This is a genomic window from Peribacillus sp. NPDC101480 (assembly GCF_050277335.1).
GTDB lineage: Bacteria > Bacillota > Bacilli > Bacillales > DSM-1321 > Peribacillus.
In genome coordinates, this window is sequence record NZ_JBNNSB010000004.1 from 1 (window position 1) to 20,738 (window position 20,738).

At 39.9% G+C, this 20,738-nt stretch carries 24 protein-coding genes; 15 read left to right on the top strand and 9 right to left on the bottom strand.

The features are described 5' to 3' along the window. Together ACQKMF_RS14265 and ACQKMF_RS14270 are read left to right on the top strand one after the other, a co-directional pair. A partial coding sequence (locus ACQKMF_RS14265) for an AMP-binding enzyme (RefSeq protein ID WP_427573777.1) occupies positions 1-349 on the top strand: 349 nt, incomplete at its 5' end. A 92-nt stretch (positions 350-441) separates the two neighbouring features. Next, positions 442-1,239, top strand: a complete 798-nt coding sequence (locus ACQKMF_RS14270) for an enoyl-CoA hydratase (RefSeq protein ID WP_427573779.1) — start codon at positions 442-444, stop codon at positions 1,237-1,239. Between the two features lie 96 nt (positions 1,240-1,335). On the opposite strand, the gene ACQKMF_RS14275 is transcribed toward ACQKMF_RS14270, so the two are convergent. Continuing rightward, entirely contained in the window at positions 1,336-1,524 is a 189-nt protein-coding gene (locus ACQKMF_RS14275) for a YhzD family protein (protein ID WP_101224193.1), read from the bottom strand. A 295-nt stretch (positions 1,525-1,819) separates the two neighbouring features. On the opposite strand from ACQKMF_RS14275, the gene cysK reads away from it, so the two are divergent. From cysK to ACQKMF_RS14315, 8 genes are all read left to right on the top strand, one after another. Further along, positions 1,820-2,743 (top strand): cysteine synthase A, encoded by a 924-nt coding sequence (gene cysK / locus ACQKMF_RS14280; RefSeq protein WP_101224192.1) that lies wholly within the window; start codon positions 1,820-1,822, stop codon positions 2,741-2,743. Between the two features lie 180 nt (positions 2,744-2,923). Continuing rightward, positions 2,924-4,126 carry a metallophosphoesterase family protein gene (locus ACQKMF_RS14285; protein WP_427574163.1) on the top strand — a complete coding sequence of 401 codons (1,203 nt, stop codon included), beginning with the start codon at positions 2,924-2,926 and terminating at the stop codon, positions 4,124-4,126. 21 nt (positions 4,127-4,147) lie between these two features. Next, on the top strand, positions 4,148-7,168 hold the full coding sequence (locus ACQKMF_RS14290; RefSeq protein ID WP_427573782.1) for an AAA family ATPase: 3,021 nt from the start codon (positions 4,148-4,150) through the stop codon (positions 7,166-7,168). A 41-nt stretch (positions 7,169-7,209) separates the two neighbouring features. Then, a complete protein-coding gene (locus tag ACQKMF_RS14295; protein ID WP_230177338.1) occupies positions 7,210-7,617 on the top strand; it encodes a hypothetical protein in 408 nt (135 codons plus the stop codon). Positions 7,618-7,894: 277 nt separating this feature from the next. Next, positions 7,895-8,719: an ABC transporter ATP-binding protein gene (locus ACQKMF_RS14300; protein ID WP_101224188.1), complete on the top strand. Its 825-nt coding sequence runs from the start codon at positions 7,895-7,897 to the stop codon at positions 8,717-8,719. Beyond that, a complete protein-coding gene (locus ACQKMF_RS14305; RefSeq protein ID WP_427573785.1) occupies positions 8,712-9,410 on the top strand; it encodes a (2Fe-2S)-binding protein in 699 nt (232 codons plus the stop codon). The genes ACQKMF_RS14300 and ACQKMF_RS14305 overlap by 8 nt, the downstream gene beginning before the upstream one ends. Positions 9,411-9,578: 168 nt before the next feature. After that, positions 9,579-10,517 carry a 3'-5' exoribonuclease YhaM gene (gene yhaM / locus ACQKMF_RS14310; protein WP_101224185.1) on the top strand — a complete coding sequence of 313 codons (939 nt, stop codon included), beginning with the start codon at positions 9,579-9,581 and terminating at the stop codon, positions 10,515-10,517. A 99-nt stretch (positions 10,518-10,616) separates the two neighbouring features. Beyond that, positions 10,617-10,799, top strand: a complete 183-nt coding sequence (locus ACQKMF_RS14315) for a sporulation YhaL family protein (RefSeq protein ID WP_053344914.1) — start codon at positions 10,617-10,619, stop codon at positions 10,797-10,799. 55 nt (positions 10,800-10,854) lie between these two features. Here ACQKMF_RS14315 and ACQKMF_RS14320 read toward each other — a convergent pair whose 3' ends face one another. Continuing rightward, positions 10,855-11,721 carry a peptidylprolyl isomerase gene (locus ACQKMF_RS14320; protein ID WP_101224184.1) on the bottom strand — a complete coding sequence of 289 codons (867 nt, stop codon included), beginning with the start codon at positions 11,719-11,721 and terminating at the stop codon, positions 10,855-10,857. Between the two features lie 200 nt (positions 11,722-11,921). On the opposite strand from ACQKMF_RS14320, the gene ACQKMF_RS14325 reads away from it, so the two are divergent. Both ACQKMF_RS14325 and ACQKMF_RS14330 read left to right on the top strand, forming a co-directional pair. Further along, positions 11,922-12,005: a YjcZ family sporulation protein gene (locus ACQKMF_RS14325; protein WP_083450669.1), complete on the top strand. Its 84-nt coding sequence runs from the start codon at positions 11,922-11,924 to the stop codon at positions 12,003-12,005. Between the two features lie 185 nt (positions 12,006-12,190). Beyond that, positions 12,191-12,274, top strand: a complete 84-nt coding sequence (locus tag ACQKMF_RS14330) for a YjcZ family sporulation protein (protein ID WP_061462016.1) — start codon at positions 12,191-12,193, stop codon at positions 12,272-12,274. Between the two features lie 113 nt (positions 12,275-12,387). On the opposite strand, the gene ACQKMF_RS14335 is transcribed toward ACQKMF_RS14330, so the two are convergent. After that, positions 12,388-12,570, bottom strand: a complete 183-nt coding sequence (locus ACQKMF_RS14335) for a hypothetical protein (protein ID WP_034314696.1) — start codon at positions 12,568-12,570, stop codon at positions 12,388-12,390. A 108-nt stretch (positions 12,571-12,678) separates the two neighbouring features. Beyond that, positions 12,679-13,218: a DUF3267 domain-containing protein gene (locus tag ACQKMF_RS14340; protein WP_101224183.1), complete on the bottom strand. Its 540-nt coding sequence runs from the start codon at positions 13,216-13,218 to the stop codon at positions 12,679-12,681. Between the two features lie 242 nt (positions 13,219-13,460). On the opposite strand from ACQKMF_RS14340, the gene ACQKMF_RS14345 reads away from it, so the two are divergent. After that, on the top strand, positions 13,461-13,787 hold the full coding sequence (locus ACQKMF_RS14345; RefSeq protein WP_101224182.1) for a DUF1878 family protein: 327 nt from the start codon (positions 13,461-13,463) through the stop codon (positions 13,785-13,787). Positions 13,788-13,789: 2 nt separating this feature from the next. Here the strand turns inward: ACQKMF_RS14345 and ACQKMF_RS14350 are convergent, their stop codons facing one another. The 5 genes from ACQKMF_RS14350 to ACQKMF_RS14370 all read right to left on the bottom strand — a co-directional run bounded on the left by ACQKMF_RS14350 (position 13,790) and on the right by ACQKMF_RS14370 (position 17,940). Then, positions 13,790-14,368, bottom strand: coding sequence for an HTH-type transcriptional regulator Hpr (locus ACQKMF_RS14350; protein WP_034314691.1), 579 nt, complete (start codon positions 14,366-14,368; stop codon positions 13,790-13,792). A 190-nt stretch (positions 14,369-14,558) separates the two neighbouring features. Continuing rightward, a complete protein-coding gene (locus tag ACQKMF_RS14355; protein WP_101224181.1) occupies positions 14,559-14,921 on the bottom strand; it encodes a YtxH domain-containing protein in 363 nt (120 codons plus the stop codon). A 586-nt stretch (positions 14,922-15,507) separates the two neighbouring features. Then, positions 15,508-16,026, bottom strand: a complete 519-nt coding sequence (locus tag ACQKMF_RS14360; RefSeq protein ID WP_076367276.1) for a tryptophan transporter — start codon at positions 16,024-16,026, stop codon at positions 15,508-15,510. 126 nt (positions 16,027-16,152) lie between these two features. After that, complete coding sequence (serC, locus tag ACQKMF_RS14365) at positions 16,153-17,256, bottom strand: 3-phosphoserine/phosphohydroxythreonine transaminase (RefSeq protein WP_427573789.1); 1,104 nt, start codon at positions 17,254-17,256, stop codon at positions 16,153-16,155. A gap of 261 nt (positions 17,257-17,517) precedes the next feature. After that, positions 17,518-17,940: an HIT family protein gene (locus ACQKMF_RS14370; RefSeq protein ID WP_053534082.1), complete on the bottom strand. Its 423-nt coding sequence runs from the start codon at positions 17,938-17,940 to the stop codon at positions 17,518-17,520. A 659-nt stretch (positions 17,941-18,599) separates the two neighbouring features. Between ACQKMF_RS14370 and ACQKMF_RS14375 the strand changes: the two genes are divergently transcribed. Together ACQKMF_RS14375 and ACQKMF_RS14380 are read left to right on the top strand one after the other, a co-directional pair. Then, positions 18,600-19,343 carry an ABC transporter ATP-binding protein gene (locus ACQKMF_RS14375; RefSeq protein ID WP_101224178.1) on the top strand — a complete coding sequence of 248 codons (744 nt, stop codon included), beginning with the start codon at positions 18,600-18,602 and terminating at the stop codon, positions 19,341-19,343. After that, positions 19,336-20,544 (top strand): ABC transporter permease, encoded by a 1,209-nt coding sequence (locus ACQKMF_RS14380; RefSeq protein WP_427573792.1) that lies wholly within the window; start codon positions 19,336-19,338, stop codon positions 20,542-20,544. Before ACQKMF_RS14375 ends, ACQKMF_RS14380 begins: the two co-directional genes overlap by 8 nt. Positions 20,545-20,738 lie beyond the last annotated feature (194 nt).

Consider the following 20,738-nt stretch of genomic DNA (forward strand, 5'->3'; position numbering starts at 1 on the left):
CAAAATCGTTGACCGGACGAAAGATTTGATAAAAAGCGGCGGTGAGTGGATTTCTTCCGTAGATATAGAGAATGCATTAATGGCCCATGAAGGAATCTTTGAGGCGGCGGTAATTGCAGTGCCTCACGAAAAATGGCAGGAACGGCCGATCGCTTGTGTTGTCTTGAAGGGCGCATATAAGGGGCTAGTGTCCCAGGAAGACATCATCGAATTCTTAATGCCGCAGTTTGCAAAATGGTGGCTGCCGGATGAAGTGGTCTTTTTGGATGAAATTCCGAAAACGGGTGTTGGGAAGTTCTTGAAAAGGGCATTGCGTGATCAGCTTCAGGATAAATATATCAATAAATAATGCTGGATCTGTATAATTGTAACTTTTCCCCCTATTCTGATAATGGTGAGGAATATATAATAGAGTCATAGAACGAAAGAGGAGGAAATAAATTGAGTATTGAATCGACATCACCTGCAGGCACTGTTTTAGTCACATATTCGGACAGGACGGCCACTGTTGCAATGAACCGTCCAGAGGCCATGAATGCTTTAAATCCGAAAATGCTGCATGAATTTATTCATGCCCTGAAGGAAGTAAGTGAGAATGATGATGTGGATGTCGTCATTTTAAAAGGGAATGGGAAAGCATTTTCCGCAGGTGGTGACATTAAGATGATGCTATCGCCTGGAAAAGAAAACGCTTTCGATGAACTGATGGATGGAATCAGTGAATTGGTGACCACTCTATACTTCATGCCTAAATTGACCATCAGTGCCATTCATGGCGCAGCTGCAGGGCTTGGGTTAAGTATAGCTCTTGCAACCGATCATCTTATTGCCGATTCGGAAAGTAAGGTTGCGATGAATTTTATCGGGATTGGATTAATCCCCGATGGCGGGGGACACTTCTTCCTTGAACGCCGTCTTGGAGAAGTGGGTGCAAAAGAACTAATCTGGGAAGGTAAAGTGCTTACTGCGCTTGAAGCAAAAGAAAAGGGCCTCATTCATGAAGTGGCTGACGGAACCTTGGAACATGCGGTAGAGAAGAAAGTGCAATCATGGCTGCAAAGCCCGGTTCAGGCCATGATTAAAACGAAAAAAATTCTTAGTGAAAAAAATCGCCCGCTATTGATTAAGATCCTTGAGATTGAAAAAGCTGCCCAGATGAAAATGCGCCAAACAGCGGACCATCAAGAGGGAATAAAAGCATTCGTGGAAAAAAGGAAACCGAACTTCATCGGAAAATGAATGAAAAAGGCCGTCACGTTATTGTGACGGCCTTTTTTATATAAGGAATGTGTCTGAAACCTGATCATGTTTTAGTGATTGCGCTTCCATTTTCGATCAGCGATGAAAAAGCAATAAAGCGCCTGACGGTGATGTACAGCGATGTGTTCGATCCTGATAGTTTTTTTCCTTCAACAGATCTTGTCCCAATTCTTTAGCTTGTTCATCATTCTCGGCTGTAAATGATTCATCCAATAGTTTTTCCCCTGACGGTTCAAAAACGGTTAATTTGTATATTCTGCTCATTTCAAAAACTCCCTTATCAAAAATGTTATTGTCTTAGTAACTGTTATCAAAATTTTATCATTATCTGTCAATTTTGACTATTGTTATGTGAGGGAAATGTATTAAGATAGGGAATATTGATATGTAGCTGAATATCTTGAAAAACGATGGAAAATAACTATACCGAACTAACTTCAAAACAAAACCTATTTATACTAGAGGAATTCTCTCTTTAAAATGAAAAATCATAAATGATATAATGAACCTGAGTAAAAGTGCATCTAGGAAGTGTATGGATCGAAGGGGGATTTTTTGAATGACGGTAAAAATCGTTAATAATATCACTGAATTGATAGGAGATACACCTGTTGTAAGGATTAATCATTTAACGGCGGAGGGTGATGCTGAAGTATTTGTGAAACTTGAATATTTCAATCCGAGCCGCAGTGTAAAGGATCGGGCTGCCTTCAACTTAATTAGGCAGGCTGAACTGGACGGCATCATTCAATCCGGGGCCACGATCATAGAACCAACATCAGGTAATACAGGTATTGGGCTTGCTATGAATGCCGCGGCAAAGGGGTATCGGGCGATTATGGTCATGCCGGATAATATGTCGAAAGAAAGAATCAATATCTTAAAGGCATACGGAGCGGAAGTTGTCCTCACCCCTGCATCAGAGCGGATGCCGGGAGCCATCCGTAAAGCTGAGGAACTAGCCGCAGAAATTCCTAATAGCTTTATTCCGCAGCAATTCGAAAACCAAGCCAATCCTGATATTCACAGAGTGACGACAGCAGTCGAGATTTTGGATCAGATGGATGGTAAACTGGATGTGTTTGTCGCTACTGCTGGAACGGGAGGAACGATAACCGGTACAGGTGAAGCCTTAAAAGAACATCTGCCGGATTTAAGGGTTGTAGTTGTCGAACCTAAGGGTTCCCCAGTTCTTTCGGGCGGAAAGCCTGGTCCTCATAAGTTAGTGGGTACGAGCCCTGGATTTATCCCCAGCATCTTAAATACAGAGGTATTTGATGAAATCGTTCAAGCGGCTGATGAAGATGCGATATCCACCATGAAGGATCTGGCTTCGAAGGAAGGTATATTGATTGGACCTTCAGGAGGTGCCTCTGTCTGGACTGCCCTGCAGGAAGCCCGTCGTCTTGGAAGTGGAAAACGAGTATTATGCATTGCACCGGATAATGGTGAACGCTATTTAAGTATGGATATTTTTGAATGATGAAAAAGACCGAATGCCGTGCATGAAACAATGTTCACGCCATTCGGTCTTTTTCCTGTTGAATTTGCCCATACTGCATGATGACATATTAAAATAATAATGTATGGGAAAGTATGTTCTGTTCATGTTAAAATTAAATGTGAAACGTTGATAGAAATCGAGGTGACACTATTGAGCGGTGTGAGGTTCATTCATGCGGCGGATCTCCATCTGGATAGTCCCTTTTCAGGGTTGAAGGATATGCCGTCATCTATATTAAAGGAATTAAGGGAAGCTCCTTTTAAAGCTTTTCAAACCATCATTAATGAAGCAATTTTCCTTCAGGTTGACTTTATCGTGTTATCGGGGGATTTATTTGATGGGGAGAATCGGAGTCTCCGGACACAGGTCCGCTTTCGGACTGAAATGGAAAAACTCCAGCAGCATCAGATCCCTGCCTATATCATTCATGGTAACCATGATCATCTCAGCGGCTCATGGATTACTGTGGAGCTGCCGGATAATGTCTACATATTTTCAGGGCAAACCGAAGTGAAACGGTTTGAAAAAATCGATGGGACGACTGTCCACCTTTATGGGTTCAGTTATCCGCGCCGTCACGTAAGGGAAAGAATGATCGAAACCTACATAAAAGCTGAAGGGGCCGATTATCATATAGGGCTGCTTCATGGGAATTTGGAAGGTAATTCCGAACATAGCCCATACGCCCCTTTTTCATTGAAGGAACTAGCTGCCAAAGATTTCGATTACTGGGCATTAGGCCATATTCATAAGCATCAGGTAGTTTCAGAAGATCCGCTAGTGATATACCCAGGAAATATTCAAGGCAGGAACAGAAAGGAGTCTGGCGTTAAAGGGTGCCTGCTCGTCGAATTCGACGGGGACATGAAGCGTCATTCCTTTATTGAAACTTCTGAAGTGATATGGGAAAGCGAAACAATTGAAATAACCGCGGATGGTGGATTTGATGCCCTGTTCAAGCAATGCAGGGAAGTAATTGAACGGAAGGGCTTCGATGGGAGAAGCTTTCTTTTGGAATTGAAGCTGGATGCAGGTGACGCAGCAGGGGCTTCCGGGGAATATCTTGAAGAATTGACCCGGATCTTGCAGGAAGAGGACCAGGGGGAATCGTTTGTCTGGGTGTATAAAATCAAAATCATCCAATCGATGCCGATGACTAAGTCAAATGAAACATTATTGCCATTTATGGCTGAGGTATCAATGCTTGCATCTGAATTTGATGATACGGATGCTGCTCTGGCCCCGCTTTATATTCATCCGGGTGCAAGAAGGTTTCTTGATACAATAGAGCCAAAGGAGCAGAGGGAACTTGTGGATGAAGCGGAAAGATGGCTATTGCAAGTTTTTGATGCGAATAAATGAGTGTAGGGAGGAGGAACGGATTTGATTATTAAAGACCTCCATGTTTATGGTTACGGCAAACTGGAAAATCAGCGTTTTCCTGAATTGGGACAGCTGCAGATTTTCTTTGGGGAAAATGAATCGGGCAAGTCAACCATCATGTCCTTCATTCATAGTATGCTGTTTGGTTTTCCGACAAAGGTTCAAAACGAACCGCGTTACGAGCCCAAAATGCATGCCAAATATGGGGGAAGGCTCAGTCTCATAACAAAAAAAGATGGGGAAATCGTTATTGAACGTGTGAAGGGAAAAGCTACTGGCGATGTAAAATTGACCTTCGAGGATGGAAGGGTCGGCGGTGAGGAAGAATTGAATGAGATTCTCCATGGAGTTGATAAAAACTATTACCAAGCCATTTTTTCTTTCGACCTTCAAGGGCTGCAGGGATTACATACACTAAGTGAAGGGACCATGAGTAAATATCTGCTTTCAGCTGGGCTGATCGGGAATGATAAACTTCTTGAAGCCGAAACGAAATTGCAAAAAGAGCTCGATTCGAGGTTCAAGCCATCAGGCCAAAAACCTTTACTGAATGTGAAATTGAAAGAACTTAAGGAATTGCAGAAAAAGGTGAAAGCTTCAGAAGAAGAACAGCAGTCGTATACGGCATTACTTCAGGAGGAAGCAAAACTTAAGGAGGAGCTCTACAAAGTCACGGAAGATATTCAAGAGATAGAAGAAAACCTTGTTAACGTGAGTACTTTTTTGCGAATTAAACCATTGGTTGAAGAACAGGGGGAACTTGAGGCCGAAATAAGTAAAATTCCGGATGTGAGTTTTCCTGTTGATGGCTTAAAAAGACTTGAACAGCTACAGGCAGTTGGAATGCCCATGAAAGCCCAACTTGCGGCATTGACTGAGAAAAAGGACAAACTTGAGGGGAAACTCACGGAAATCGAAATCAATCCGTTCATCAAGGAGCATAAAGAGCAAATTGAACATGCAATCGATCAAGGAACATTGCTGGAGAAGCTCGAGCTGGATATGAGAAAAGCGGAACACGAAAGGCTGTTGGAAGAAAAGAATATCGAAAAGGTGAAGCAGGAATTATTCTTGGATGTTTCTGATGATGAAATAAGAAAACTGGATATCAGTACATTCATGAAGGAAAAGGTGAAAAGGGCTGAGAGGGAAAAGCATCAACTCCAAAAAGATAAAAAGCAGCTTGATGAGAAATATGAACTGCAAAAGGGAAGTTTGGAAACGACAGAAGCCCGCTTGAAGGAGATAAAGGCCCAGTTAATGCCAGATGAAAAAAGAATCGAGCTGGAGTCCATATACAACAAGCAGAATAACATCGAATTTGAAGCAGCACAATCGCTTATACTTGATGAACAAATACTTGAACTTGAAAAGCAATTGGCATTACAGAGGAAGAAGGAAGCGGATAATCGCAAACGTTCACATATCATGAATGGCAGTTTAATAGCACTTCTTTGTTTAGGTGCTATTGGAAGTTATTTCAGTGAACAGATTTTGTTGGGGATGATACTACTAGCCGTGGCTGTTCTGTTTGCGGTTTCCAGGTATCTTTTTAAAGGTGTTGATGTATTGTCCGGGTATATCAGGCAATTGGATGAGATGAAAAGGAAAAGGGCAGCAATTGGGAGTGAGACCAATAGGGGGAGTGAAGGAGAGTCGATGGGTCGGCTGCTTGAAATGGACCAACGTCTCCAAAGGCGTTTTGAAAGTGAAAGTTTCAAATATGAAGAAAGGGAGGAAGCGTTTGAATCGACCATTCAGGAGTATGCCGATTGGGAAGCTAGAAGGGACCGGTTGGATAAAGAATTGAGGAGCATCTTAAGCGGTTGGGGTCTGTCTTATTCCGGAATGGAAATCAATCTTGAATCTGTATTTGAACTTCTTGAGAAATGGAAGGAAGCCGTTGATAGGAAATATGAATCAATCAAGAGGCATAATTTTCTGCAGGCAGAATTTGAGGGTAAATCAAAGGCTTTATTTCATTTTGCACACAGCCTTGATTTTGAACCATCCACATGGCGGGAAGCGATTGGCCTATTGAAGCGGGAATTGAATAAAGCGGTTGAATTCTCGGTTCAACTAACGCAATGGATGCAGGAACGAAGTCGTTTGACGAACGAAATCGAGCAGCTGAAGATGGAAAATGGCTATCTTGATGCAGAAATGGAAATGCTTTTTAAGTTAGCGAAGGCCAAGGACGAGGAAGAATTCAGGCATGACGCCGCATTGTCCGAAAAGAAAATCACTTTACACAAACAGCTTGATTTGATTGCCATTCAAATTGGGCAATCCAGAATGCTGCCTGATCAAATCCGAACTTACTTAAAACAGGAGATCAATACTTATACATTTGAAAATTTGGAACGGAAGCGGAAGGATTCTGTAAAGGTGAAATCCCACTTATTAGAGAAGCAGGCGGATGCGAGGCATAAGATAAAACAGCTTGAAGTTTCAGGGATTTATGATGATTTACTTCATCGTTTTCATGAAGAAAAAGCTGCTTTTAACGAAGAGGCGAAGGAATGGGCGAAATTGGCAATAGCCAAAAGCTTATTGAATAAAACATTGGACCGATATAAAAGGGAACGCCTACCTAAGGTCATCGCTGATGCCGAGCGGCACTTTTCCTTTTTAACGAATGGGAGCTATCGTAAGATCATACTTGATCAGTCGGGTGAAGGAATTTGGGTACAGCGCAATGATGGTTTGAGTTTCAGGGTTGAAGAGGTCAGTCGCGGGACAGCAGAGCAAATTTATGTTTCCCTAAGGCTTGCACTTGCTGACCATACTTTTGAAAATGATTCATTCCCTCTCATCATTGATGATAGTTTCGTCAATTTTGATGCGGAAAGGACAAAACGGATGCTCGAGTTATTGAAAAAAATTTCGGAAAAGCGGCAAATTTTATTTTTTACTTGTCACCGATATATAATGGAGCACTTTAGCGAAAATCAAGTGATCCGTCTATCCAGCCCCGTATTGCGCCAGGATATGAATGATTTGATCATCCCTGAAATATAATGGGTTTTAAACTATAGATAAAGAGAGTGAAGTCATTGAATATGAATGAGTTTGTAAGCCACCATGATTCTTCTTTGAAGTTAATCATCGAAAAGGAGTTTCCTGGTAAACGGTGTGTTGGGGGAAAATATTCCGCCAAAGGACATAGCATCACTTTATATGAGAGAGATATCGAAATTCAGTGTGAGCGCTCCCTAGGCTCGCTTGCAAGGCTTGAGGAATATACATGGGTGATCCTTACACATGAGATGGGCCACGCATCAGACCCTGATCTCGCTGTGCTTAGTGAGGAGCTACACAGTACAGGAAAATCAGAAATCCTTTATCAAATAGAGGTCAATGCATGGAATATTGCAGAAGGATTAATTCCTTTTATCGATCAGGATTTATTTACCTTCATTAGGGATGAATCCTTGGCACATTGTACAAAACGCCTGCTGGTAGGTTAAAAAGCTCTCCATATGGAGGGCTTTTTTTTTCCCTAAATGGAGAAGAGGCTAGTCCAGCGGAGAAGCACGCACTGATGAATCGGGAAGCTGCATGCATGGTATGGGAAAATGGCATTAATGTTTCCAAAGGAAGCTTCATATCTTTAAAAGAGCATTCACTTTAATGAATCAAACAGGAATGGGACATGGAGTTTTTGGTTTATATTCTTTTTTAAGATTGACAGTGAGAATCATTTTCATTAAACTGGTATTATTAGACTAAAAGGGGAGTATTTTAATGCGACCAGCTATTAACACACAGTCTTTATCGCTCGGTTATGGTGATAAATTAATTATAAATGATATGAATATAGAAATACCCAAAGGGGAAATCACCGTATTCATCGGTGCTAATGGATGTGGAAAATCAACACTTCTAAGGTCTGTTGCCCGATTGTTAAAACCTCAATCCGGATCAGTTTTGCTCGAAGGCAAAGCGATTTCGACCATGTCATCGAAGGATGTAGCAAGAAAGATGGCGATTCTTCCACAATCCCCGGTTGCCCCTGAAGGGCTTACAGTATATCAGCTTGTTAAACAAGGAAGATATCCTTATCAAAGTTGGTTGAAACAGTGGAGTTCCGTGGATGAAGAAAAAGTTCAAAAGGCGATCGAAGCAACGAACCTGACCGATTTAAAGGATCAGGCAGTCGATGAATTATCGGGAGGCCAGAAGCAACGGGCATGGATAGCCATGACGCTGGCTCAGGATACGGACATCATATTATTGGATGAGCCGACTACATATCTTGATATGACCCATCAAATCGAGATTTTGGACTTATTGTTCGACTTGAATGAGTTTGAGAACAGAACGATCGTGATGGTGCTTCATGATTTGAATTTAGCTTGCCGTTATGCGGATAATCTGGTGGCACTTAAAGATGGGGCGATACACGCTCAAGGCCGGCCAGAGGATATCATCACCCCTGAATTGGTACAGCATGTATTCAGCATGGACTGCCAAATATCCTTTGATCCAATTTTCGGCAGTCCCATGTGCGTCCCGTTTGGTAAAGGCCGCTACGCCCAAAGTCAGGTAAAAGCGCTGGCCAATGCATAAACTCACACCATCCATGGAAAAAGAGCTGCAAGGATATCGCATATCCTTCCGAGATGAGGCCAAAGTTTCCAAGACCTTCAATCATGCAGATGAACTTATTCAGTATGCACAAGCCCGGACTGGGGCGGAAGCGTCAGGGGTAGCCATTTCAATGTGGTTCAGACGCTATGCTTTTTTTGTCACGGCACAATTTTACATGTTAAGCAAACATCGGCTTATCTGGGAAGGCAGACTTCTGGATATTGGTGTTTTGGATGATCAGGAAGATGAACATTGGCTCCCGAACTTTTTACTGAAAACTAACAGTTGGAGCAATGTCTCGGAAAAGGAAAGCCCTTCTGCCCTCCATTCCATATTGAGCAGCTTTGGTGCTGATGCCATTCGCTTCTTTTCCGGAACTGCTAAAATATCAAAACTAGTACTCTGGGAAAATATTTGGAGCTATACGGTATGGATGTATAGTGAGTTATTGAAGCAGACTGATATAAAGACGCGAGTTGAAAAGGACATTGAAAAACTGCTTGAAGATGAAGTATGGCTGAATATTGAACCGCGTTCCCCCTTTAAACGATTCATTGGGGAAAAAAGTGTTCCGGAGTCCATGAATCCTTATAAACGGGTGACATGCTGTTTATATTACCGAATTGACGGCCAGGACAAGTGCGCGTATTGTCCGAACAAAAACTGTTGAAATAGATTTGATTGGAGAGCCAGGCTTGGGGTCAAGCCTGGTTTTTTTGTGGAGTGATAAGAGGGAAGGTCAGCCTGTCCATTGTCCATCACTTATTATCGAAAACTAAACGCATTAACGAGATTGGTATGTTATAATGTTGATATTTAATTGAACGGAGGCAGTCGCATGGGAAATGGGATCATACACTACGGAATTGGTGAAGTAGTAGACATATATATGTACATTAAAACGAGCACAAAAGCGGTGGCAAGTAATGGAAAGCCGTTTTTAACATTGATTTTGTGCGATAAAACCGGGGAGATCGAGGCAAAGCTATGGGATGTTTCCGAGGTTGATGAGAAAACATACAGTGCGGAAGCTACGGTGAAAGTTCAAGGGGAAGTCCAGAATTATCGAGGACGCAGCCAATTGAAAATCCGTAACATTAGAATTACTTCAGATACTGATGGGGTCACGAAAGCCGATTTAATTCAAACGGCGCCTTTAAGTCAGGAAGAAATGATGGAAACCATCACTCAATTCATTTTTGAAATGAGGAATCCGAATATCCAAAGGGTGACTAGGCACCTCATTAAAAAATATCAGAATGAATTCCTGACGTTTCCTGCTGCTACCAAGAACCATCATGAGTATATGTCGGGACTGGCCTATCACGTTGTATCGATGCTAGGGTTGGCTAAGGCCATTTCAACCCTATATCCTTCGCTCAATAAGGATCTTTTGTATGCAGGAGTCATTCTGCATGACCTTGGAAAGGTACATGAGCTATCTGGACCTGTTTCGACTGTTTATACAGTGGAAGGGAACTTGTTGGGGCACATCACCATCATGGTGAATGAAGTCGGTAAAGCTGCAGAGGAATTGGGCATTGAAGCGGAAGAAATCATGATTCTTAAGCACCTGATACTAAGCCACCATGGTAAAGCTGAGTGGGGCAGTCCCAAGCCGCCAATGGTTAGGGAAGCGGAAGTGCTGCATTATATTGATAATATGGATGCCAAGATAAATATGATGGACCGGGCCTTGGAAAAAGTGAAACCGGGTGAATTTACGGAAAGAGTTTTCGCACTCGATAATCGTTCATTCTATAAACCAACATTTTAATGAAATATGCTTCTTTCTCGATGGAGAAAGAAGCATATTTTATTTGTTCGCGCATATTCTCTAGTAAATGAATAGTAGATTTTTGGGGAGGGAATGGACATGCCAATTTGGATCTGGTTCGTGTTTATTGGGATAATCGTCAGTGCAGTCATGTCAATTTGGACAGCTAGGCAGGAACGCCTCATAGATGATGCTTGGATTGAGAAGGAAGGTCAGAAGTACATTGAACGCATGGAAGAAGAGCGCGAGAGGCGTAAAAAGGATATAAATCAGGGAGCATAGCTCGAACCATGATAAAAAAGCGACAGGCAAAGTCCTGTCGCTTTTTACTATTCAATTATTTTTCAGCATTGGCTGCGTCACCGGAAGTGATTGCATCTTTTAGATCTTCGTCTTTAATCTTCACGTCCGCTTTTTTGACTTCTGAATTCAAAATGTCCTGAACTTTAGTTTGGTCAATTTGAGCGACTTTCAAATCATATTCAAGATCTTTTTTCATATCTTCGTATGATTCTTTTTCTTTTGTATCAAGAAGTTGGATGATGTGGTAGCCATAATCGGATTTAATCGGCTTGCTGATTTCATCTTTCTTCATTTTGTAAGCTTGCTCTTCAAATGCAGGAACCATTTCACCTTGTCCGAACCAGCCTAGCTCCCCGCCTTTTTCAGCTGTGCCTGTGTCTGTTGAATATTCTTTTGCAAGTTTAGCGAAGTCTTCGCCTTTGTCCAATTTAGCTTTAACTTCGTTGGCTGTTTTTTGGTCTTCCACTAGAATATGTCTCGCTTTGATTTGCGGTTTATAGTCTTCATAAGCTTTTTTCACATCAGCTTCTTTAACTTTTATATCGGCAACGGCTGCTTTTTCTTGAAGCATGCCGATTTTAAGTGCACGTTTAAGATCATCTTCGCTCTTATATCCGGAAGAGGCAAGGGCCGTTTCGAAGTTTTCACCCATTTGCTCTTTAAGTTCGTCCGTTTTAGCTTTAACTTCTTTATCCGTTACTGTATATTTTTCAGAAAGAACTTTTTCATAAACAAGTTCTTGAAGAACGGTTTCACCATAACGGTCTTTCATTACATTGTAAAATTCTTCTTTAGTTATATCCCCCGCTTTAGTTTCAACGACTGCTTCCTTGTCGCTGTTGCATGCTGTAAGTCCGATCAGCCCTGCAGTAACAGCAATCGATAATGCCCACTTCTTCATAAAAACAACTCCTAGTTATAAGTTTCTTGTTTGCTATTTTTTCGTATTTCCACAAAATTAACTATAACATATTCTGGTTACTTTACAAAAAATAATATATTGGTGCATGAATAAGAATTTTTTGAAAAATGGGTGTTCGCCTACCCAGATATTAATCCATTACATATGATAAATCGAGGACAACAAAAGGGGGTAGCATAATGGGTAATGGATTTAACGGGGGCTTCGCTTTGTTAGTGGTGTTATTCATTTTATTAATAATTGTAGGAGCAGCCTTTTGCTAATCGGCTGCAAAATTAATAATGGAAAGAGCCCACTCCTTTTGCCATGGAGTTGAATAGGATAGGGTAGCCGCTCAACAAAAAAGATTGAAGTGATTCTCAAGCTAGGAAAGGAATGGATTCCTTTTGGCGGATATAAGAGTGTGCATGAAGATACTATTACTTAAGAATGGAAAGGAGGAAGATCAATGTCTGGAGGAATAGGTGGAGGCTTTGCTCTAATTGTCGTTCTTTTCATCCTGTTAATCATCATTGGAGCTTCTTGGTTATAAGCGCCCATAAACAAAAGGCGAAGCTGTTGCTTCGCCCTTTTTCTTTATGTGGATAATGCTCCGGGTATCACCAATGTATGTAACAAATGATGGTCATCATTTGTTGCTCATCTCTACGTATACAAAATTTCAATATAGGAGGATAATAACATAATAGTAATTAATACATTAATGGTCCTGAATACTTTAGGCTGCCGGTCTTCAGCAATTTCCTTTTGAATGCATAAAGAGTTTGTCATTCTATTAATATTATAAAGGATCAAAATAGCAAAAATAATAAACCAGAACGAGATCAAAACCTAAAATCCCTCCTTGCAAAACATCATGTATAAATACGATACCAAATTATAATGAAAAAAGATACCTAAAAATCTTATCAGGTATCTTTATGGATAAATAAGAAATCACTTTTGAATAAGTATATCGTATCCTTCGAGATGTTCCTCGATAAAAGAATGCCTTGGGGAACCAACCAGATTTTTTATATAAATAAAATCCGATACGCATAATCCGGTGTGCAGAGATAATAAAATAGTGAAATAATGGATGTAATGCGGAAAGCTAAGGGCACAACCAATCAATATGACCGACATAATGAAGAAAGGCAACACAAGGGTCAAGAGATAAAGATGCTTTCGAATCGGATCATGCACATTGACTCTGCATGTAAGCACAACGTTCCACTTCAAGGACCAAGAAGTTTTTACTTTTTTACATAATAATCGTAACGGTAAATAGTGTAATAGTTTGTGAACAGGATATAATAAGAGCAATAGGCTAAAAAATACCATTGTTTGATCGCCATACAAAATAACATGGGTTGAAAAGACACTAAATAATGTATAGATCAGAACAAAAGACATCAATATAGTAAAAACTGAAAAAAAGAGCAGACGGCAATTCCCATATTGTTTTGCCACGTCAATTGTTTTCCACGAATTCATTTCGAAATCAGCCCTCCAAAGCTGTTGAATTTACTTACATACATTACGATGAATGGGTGGAAAAAGCAATGAAATTCTTGGATTAAATTTAAGATAAAATCACTTTAGTGTGTAAGCATGGCTAAGGGCAATTCATGCCAGGTTCTGAACCAGGGATAAGAAGGATTACTGAGTGTGAAAAATCAAAAATTGGTTATAAGCTTTTATGTTAAATTGAATGATCGATTGGGGATTAGTGATGTATGAAAAATATAAATGAAGAAATAGAAATACTCCGTTTTCATCAACGGCTTTTGTTGAACCTTATACGCAATCCGGAGGCCAAGTTGGACTATCTATTTGTGGAAAAAAATTTCACGAAGAAGGAAGCGGAAGAATTATTGGAAACATGTGATATCTTGAGCAAACGCTATGAAATAGAAAAAGCGGAAGGGTATATGAACTTTCGACCGCTTTTTAATCAATTTGAAAGAAAGGTTAATCCAAAAATAACCACAAAGGAATGCATTGATGCATGCCTCGCACAGGGGTTATATGTATCATTCATGAAGGAAATGGATAGAGTATGAGATTAAACTGGCTCAGTTTCTTTCTCTATCTTTTTTTTTGTGATTTTACCCTCCACGTCAGTAAACTCCTGATCGATGTTATCGAAGGATCGTTCAAAGATTTGCATGAAGTCTTCACCGTATATATTTCGGATGATGGCCATCATTTCAATCATATCCGGAAACTTGCCATAAAGCTCACGCAGTGGGAGTGCACCCGAGAAAGCAGAGTTCTTACTTGGGTCATATGTCTCCATTAAGTCAAGTAGGATTTTTTCACCTTCCGCTGTGATCTCTATATAGGTATTCCTTTTGTCATTTTCTTTTTTTGAAAATGTTAAGTACCCGCGTTCCTCTAATTTTTTTGAAAAATTAAATGCCGTAGAAACATGCATGACCCCAAATTTTGCAACATCTGAAATGGAAGAGCCATTAAGATGGTAGGCAATCCAAAGGATATGGTGCTCATTGATATTTAAATCATAGGGCTTGATCCATTGCTGCCAATCTTTTTCAATTGATTTCCATAATGCTTTGCTTAATTGTGCAATTCGTTGACTAAAAATCATTGCTTCTTTCATAGAATAATTTTTATTCTGCATATTATGGGCTCACCTACTTATAAGATTCTATATATTTATTATGACAATAAAATAAAAATTAATAAAGATAAATATTTGCAAAATTTTTAGAAAATTTTAGTTTTTTTAATGAATTCTCCATTCTTCTCCAATAAACCATGTAATTTATTGGGAAAAATGGAGAATCAAGCTTGTGTGTCGATGCCAGCTATTAATTTTTAGAAGTAGGTGCTGCCGCTTCCAATTCTTTCAATGAATTTTCAATTTCCTGAACGTTCTTCAATAATTCATTCTTATTGGGCTCGATTTCCCGCTTCCAGCTCTCGATGACCACCTGAACATCCGAAATGAACGTTTTTACCGTTTCTTTGCTGATTTGTGAAGCTTCCATCGTGTCATCTTTAATATTTAGCATTTTTACCTTTAACTCATCAATTGTATTCTTAATTTCGTCGGTATTCGTTTTGATGCGGGTCCGTAGGTCTTTACCTGAACTCGGTGTTGAAAGTAAGGTTGCCGCACCAGCTACTACTGTTCCGGTCAAAAAGCCAATTAGTAATGATTTTGCTTTCATTAGGATCACCTCATTTTATAATATGTTTTCGCTTTCCATGGTCTGAATCCCTGCTGCATCAATTGGAAATTATGATAAATAGGGAGAGAAATACTATTGATATCAAAATACCATAATTTTCATCCTTATGGAAGAGAATCGACCATTTTATCTTTATATCACAAAAATATTTTTTTAAACTTAGAGAGTAAATATATAATATTTAAAAATAACTTGAAGCTTTATTAATAATGCTACATATAAAGGGAAGAGCAGCATATAGATAATAAAAACAAGCTGTCGGAACATGGATGGCACTGGTGGGTTAATAATGAAAATCATTTTTTTATTAGGCCTGATATGCCTGTGCGGAATGGGGTATTTTCTAAGGCAAGCAAAAACTCCTGGCATCTATCCGCCCAAGAGGGTGCTCCAGGCTAGAGCCTTCGCAATGGGTCTCCCTGGGGCTTTACTGCTTTTCATTTGGTTTATGTGGATATTGATTCATTGATCATTGGAGGATGATTGTGACTAGAATTCCAGATTCATAAGATTGGAAAAAAAGCACCGGACATTCCGGTGCTTTTTAAGGTATGATGATCCCGCTTTATGCATTAATGGGTATATTTGATTTTCTAACGATGCCGTTCACAATTGGATAAATGATGACCATCGCAACTGTATTTAACAGTACGGCAGGAAGTACAACAGCGCCGAAAAGTGCAACGAAAGGCCCTGGAAGGGATACGATATAATAAGCCGAACCAAGGAAGACAGCGCCGGAAATCATTGTTCCTACGGCAGTCAAGATACTAACGGTGACAACGGATGTTGAAAACTTCTTAAGACTGATGAATAAAAGGTAAAACAGAAAGGCTGTTGCCAATTTGTCTATGATATTTGGAATCTGTCCTCCAGGAAATGTAGTTGTCATGGCAGAGATGGCTCCAGCAGCCAGGGCGACAATGAATACATTCTTCTTCGCGGGAAACAGGGTAATCGCCAAAAACATCATCAACAGCATCATATCCGGTTTCATTCCAAGGAAGAATCCAGGTACGATAAAATGCAGGGCAGCCCCAATCCCGATTAATAGGGACAGTGACACAAGGGTTTTCGTTTTCATTTACTCATCTCTCCTATTCTCATCTCAACTAACATTTTTTCTTCAACAATGCACTATTGCCTGTTGCAAGAAGTTTAACATAGTATATCATAAGACCTATTTTTTAAGAAGTCATATTTGTTTGATTTATAGGGTTTGAGCTTCCTTCGCTTTATACGACTCCTGGAACTTCTTCATGAAATCAGCAAGGTCCTGGCAATGGGATAGAGGGACCGCATTATAGATGGAAGCTCTGCAGCCACCGATGGAACGGTGACCATTCAGTCCTACGAATCCAGCTTGCTTCACTTCTTTAAGGAATTGTGCTTCAGCTTCTTCTGACGGAAGCGTGAACGTTACATTCATCAATGAACGGCTGTCCGGTAGGGCATGGCCTTTATAAAAACCATCACTGCCGTCAATGGCATCGTAAATGACTTTTGCTTTTTCTTCATTGATCTCAGCAATCTTTTCCACGCCGCCCTGTTCTTTTGCCCAATCCAACACAAGGGACAATAAGTAAATGGCCAATGTCGGAGGAGTGTTGTATAAAGATTTATTTTTTGAATGGATGGAATAGTTCATCATGGACGGGATTTTGTCATTATCCGTTATTAAGTCTTTACGGATGATTACGACAGTGATTCCAGACGGACCTAGATTCTTTTGTGCACCTGCATAGATGATGCCGAATTTACTAATATCAATCTTTTTGCTGAGAATATCACTTGACATATCGGCTACTAAAGGAATGTTGCCTGTTTCCGGGAAATCTTTCCACTGTGTTCCGTAAATCGTATTATTGCTTGTGATATGAAGATATGCAGCATCATCATTCAATTTGATATCTTCGACTTTAGGGATGAACGTATATTTTTCATCTTTGGATGAAGCGACTACGGCCGTTTCACCAACCTTTTTGGCTTCTTTTAATGCTTTTTCCGACCAAGAACCAGTGAGGACATAATCTGCCCTTTTTCCATCATTCAAAATGTTCATGGGAATCATGGAGAATTGCAGACTTGCTCCTCCTTGCAGCAGGAGAACTTCATAATTCTCAGGAATTCCCATAAGGTCTTTTAATGATTGGATGGCATGGTTATGAATTTTTTCGAATTCCGAACTTCTATGGCTTAATTCCATGACGGACATACCGGAATCCTCAATATTCAACCATTCGTTTTGGGCTCTTTGTAAAACTTCTAATGGAAGGGCGGCTGGCCCAGCGTTAAAATTGCGTGCACGTTTCAATTTTTTTCCTCCTATGCGACTATGTGATAAAGTATTTGAGACTATTCATATATCCTACCAGAAAACTAAATTCAATAGGAGGAAAATTTAGAATTTTAAGTGACAATCCATTTTAATGATAGGCCAAAGTAAAAAAGGTCCTGCACTTTAAAGTGAGGACCAAATTAGGATCATTGTTTTTTCATGCAACAAGCGTGCTTAAGTTCGATTCTTTTAAAAAGATATTAAGAAAGGAGAAAGAAACCTTCATGTGCCAGCAGTTCATTTTAAATGCTGTGCAATGGAGTCAGCGATTTGTTTCAGGTCATCTGGTGTATAGTCGCTGGTATTCGTTTTCCAAACTGCCCCAAAGCCGTCACCTTCCCCATGTCGTGGAATTAAATGCATGTGAAAATGGAAAACGGACTGTCCTGCAGCTTCCCCGTTATTGTTTAAAAGGTTCAGGCCTACAGGTTGGAATTCCTGTTTCATGGCGCGGGCAATTTCCGGTACCACTTCAAAAAGATTCTTGGCAATCTCAGGTGTCAACTCATAAAGGTTTTCCTTATGTACTTTAGGTATTACCAGTGTATGGCCTTTTGTTACTTGACTGATATCGAGAAAGGCCAATACATGTTCATTTTCGAAAACTTTACTGCTTGGAATTTCCCCGTCGATTATTTTGCAAAATATGCAATCACTCATTAAAAACGCTCCTTTAAAAGTTAATGTATTTGGTTAATCGTACCATAGCTTGAATCCTTGAGAAAAGGAAAAATCATAAAAACAGGATGCAACATTAAGTTGCACCCTGCCTGTCGAAAAAGGGGGTTTTGCTTCAAAATTCGCATTAGCATAAATTCTCTGCGACAAACACCTCATCTACATTTTAGTAAAATACGGTTATTATCTGATTAGAGATTTTCCATTCAAAGCAACCATCTCCTATATCTTTAAAGTTTCATCAACTTTCAAAGCATAATTGATAATTATTGAATGATTTTTCTGCTTTTACGTGCAAGAGAACCATCTCCTTGCTCGAAACGATTTTTTTTATGAAGCTTCTGGTTTAATTCAGTTATACGTCTTTAACTGACACCTCATTTACAATATGATGTGAATCATTTGTAATAAATCTTATGGGTATTTCAGTGTAATACGTCTTTAACTGACACCTCATTTACAATATGATGTGAATCACACGTAATGACTAACCCCTTCTTCCTTAATTATGATGACCACAAAGGAGGAGAAATATAATTAGTTATTTATGGAAATTTAGTTCCGGGAACACTCGACTATATAAAAGCAGGAGAATTTGATAAAATGGAAATAAGAACCTCTATATAGAAAGGATCGTTTATATGTCCTTATTGGAAATAAAGCAATTAGTGGGCGGATACACGAAAACGCCCGTTTTAAAAGGAATAAGTTTTGAAATTCAGCCAAATGAGCTAGTAGGGTTAATTGGGCTCAACGGGGCTGGGAAAAGTACGACAATCAAACATATCATCGGACTCATGGAGCCGAAAGGCGGAAGTGTCTCGATTCATGGTAAAACACTTGCCCAGGACCCGGATACATATCGTAAACAATTCACTTATGTTCCAGAAACGCCAATTCTGTATGATGAGCTTACACTTGAGGAGCATTTAAAGCTTACGGCCATGGCACATGGTTTGGCGGAAGCCACATATAAAGAAAGGATGGACGTTCTGTTAAAGGAATTCCATATGGAGAAAAGGCTTAAATGGTTCCCGGCACATTTTTCAAAGGGAATGAAGCAAAAGGTCATGATCATGTGCGCCTTTTTAGTGCAACCGTCTTTATATATCGTCGACGAACCATTCGTGGGTCTTGATCCATTAGGCATTCAATCCTTGCTTGACTTGATGAGGAAGATGAAAGAGAGCGGTGCGGGAATTTTAATGTCTACACATATACTGGCGACAGCCGAGAGGTATTGTGATTCTTTCATCATATTGCATAATGGAGAAATTCGGGCAAAAGGCAATCTTGAGCAGCTTCGTGAACAATTTTCGATGCCGGGGGCAACTCTGGACGATTTATATATCCAATTGACGAAAGAAGAAATCGGTCATGAATAGTCAAAATCTCTGGAAGGAAAGATATTTAGGCTATATAAATGAAACGCAAAAATATCTTCGTTATATTTTTAATGGCCATCTTGTTTTTGTCATGGTATTGGTTCTAGGTGGTTTGGCATATTATTACAGTGATTGGGTGAAGACGTTAAACAGTGATTTCCCTGCTGAATTGATCATGGCCTTAGTTTTATCGATCATTGTAACCAGAAGCCCGATAAATACTTTCTTGAAAGAACCCGATACGGTATTCCTGCTTCCGCTTGAAACGAAGTTGAGAAGCTATTTCAAGAATTCACTGATATTAAGCTGGGTCATGCAAGGCTTTATTCTTCTTGTTGTCCTGATTGCATCGATACCGATGTATTCGAAAGTTACGGGGGCAGGAGGTAAGGACCTTGGAATTATCCTGGTCGTATTGCTTATTTTGAAGTTTTTGAATTTAACCATGCGCTGGCTGGTATTGAAATATCAGGATACATCAGTGAGCCATTGGGATTCTCTCATCCGTTTTTTACTTAATGGAGTGATTCTTTATTTCATCTGTTCAAGGGCAAATATACTGTTTGCACTTATAACCTTCTTATTATTGTTAGGTCTTTACATGTATTACCGAAGCGCAACTAAAGGTTTTGTGCTGAAGTGGGAACGGCTGGTGGAACTGGAGAACAAACGGATGAATTCTTTCTATCGAATAGCGAACATGTTTACAGATGTTCCTCATTTGAAAGGGAAGGTAGCGAGAAGGAAATGGATGGACTGGCTATTATCACTCATTCCGTATGGTGATAAATCAACTTATACCTATCTTTACGCCCGTACTCTGCTGCGATCCAATGATTATGTGGGCCTTTGTTTGCGTTTAACTATCATTGGATCCGTGATTTTAAGTGTATTCACTAACATATGGGCACATTTGATTGTAACGTTCATGTTCCTATTCATGACAGCCCTGCAACTGCTGCCGGTTTGGAAGGCTCATGAATGGAAAGTATGGGTCTCACTATATCCATTGCCAGCAAAAATGAGAGAATCTGCGGTCATAAAGCTAATTTCCTATTTCCTATTATTTGAGGACCTTGTCTTCATTTTAGTCCTGCTAGTGAAAGGGGAATGGATGTCCGCTTTAGCCGCCTTGGCAATGGGGCTTGTTTTCATATTCGGTTTTAAAATCTATGCAGCAAAGAAAATTAAAAACTTTTAAGCAGAAGCTGATTTTCAAAAAATCAGCTTTTTCTTTATTAATGTTTCAGTTGATTTCAGAAATCTTCTCCCTTTGCGCCGACTGCTTTCCAAGCCTCCTCGGCGCAAGCCTGGAGTGGAAAACAACGTTCGAATTTTACAAACCCTCAAAAAAAACGTTTCAGTTGATTTTATGAAAATTGAAAATAAAAGCCT

Excerpts from the sequence above, each read along its gene's own strand:
- ACQKMF_RS14275 (WP_101224193.1), bottom strand. The coding sequence starts at position 1,524 with ATGAGCAGAATATACAAATTAACCGTTTTTGAACCGTCAGGGGAAAAA.
- cysK (WP_101224192.1), top strand. The coding sequence starts at position 1,820 with ATGACGGTAAAAATCGTTAATAATATCACTGAATTGATAGGAGATACA.
- ACQKMF_RS14295 (WP_230177338.1), top strand. The coding sequence starts at position 7,210 with ATGAATGAGTTTGTAAGCCACCATGATTCTTCTTTGAAGTTAATCATC.
- ACQKMF_RS14300 (WP_101224188.1), top strand. The coding sequence starts at position 7,895 with ATGCGACCAGCTATTAACACACAGTCTTTATCGCTCGGTTATGGTGAT.
- ACQKMF_RS14305 (WP_427573785.1), top strand. The coding sequence starts at position 8,712 with ATGCATAAACTCACACCATCCATGGAAAAAGAGCTGCAAGGATATCGC.
- yhaM (WP_101224185.1), top strand. The coding sequence starts at position 9,579 with ATGGGAAATGGGATCATACACTACGGAATTGGTGAAGTAGTAGACATA.
- ACQKMF_RS14315 (WP_053344914.1), top strand. The coding sequence starts at position 10,617 with ATGCCAATTTGGATCTGGTTCGTGTTTATTGGGATAATCGTCAGTGCA.
- ACQKMF_RS14320 (WP_101224184.1), bottom strand. The coding sequence starts at position 11,721 with ATGAAGAAGTGGGCATTATCGATTGCTGTTACTGCAGGGCTGATCGGA.
- ACQKMF_RS14325 (WP_083450669.1), top strand. The coding sequence starts at position 11,922 with ATGGGTAATGGATTTAACGGGGGCTTCGCTTTGTTAGTGGTGTTATTC.
- ACQKMF_RS14330 (WP_061462016.1), top strand. The coding sequence starts at position 12,191 with ATGTCTGGAGGAATAGGTGGAGGCTTTGCTCTAATTGTCGTTCTTTTC.
- ACQKMF_RS14340 (WP_101224183.1), bottom strand. The coding sequence starts at position 13,218 with ATGAATTCGTGGAAAACAATTGACGTGGCAAAACAATATGGGAATTGC.
- ACQKMF_RS14345 (WP_101224182.1), top strand. The coding sequence starts at position 13,461 with ATGAAAAATATAAATGAAGAAATAGAAATACTCCGTTTTCATCAACGG.
- ACQKMF_RS14350 (WP_034314691.1), bottom strand. The coding sequence starts at position 14,368 with ATGCAGAATAAAAATTATTCTATGAAAGAAGCAATGATTTTTAGTCAA.
- ACQKMF_RS14355 (WP_101224181.1), bottom strand. The coding sequence starts at position 14,921 with ATGAAAGCAAAATCATTACTAATTGGCTTTTTGACCGGAACAGTAGTA.
- ACQKMF_RS14360 (WP_076367276.1), bottom strand. The coding sequence starts at position 16,026 with ATGAAAACGAAAACCCTTGTGTCACTGTCCCTATTAATCGGGATTGGG.
- ACQKMF_RS14370 (WP_053534082.1), bottom strand. The coding sequence starts at position 17,940 with ATGAGTGATTGCATATTTTGCAAAATAATCGACGGGGAAATTCCAAGC.
- ACQKMF_RS14375 (WP_101224178.1), top strand. The coding sequence starts at position 18,600 with ATGTCCTTATTGGAAATAAAGCAATTAGTGGGCGGATACACGAAAACG.
- ACQKMF_RS14380 (WP_427573792.1), top strand. The coding sequence starts at position 19,336 with ATGAATAGTCAAAATCTCTGGAAGGAAAGATATTTAGGCTATATAAAT.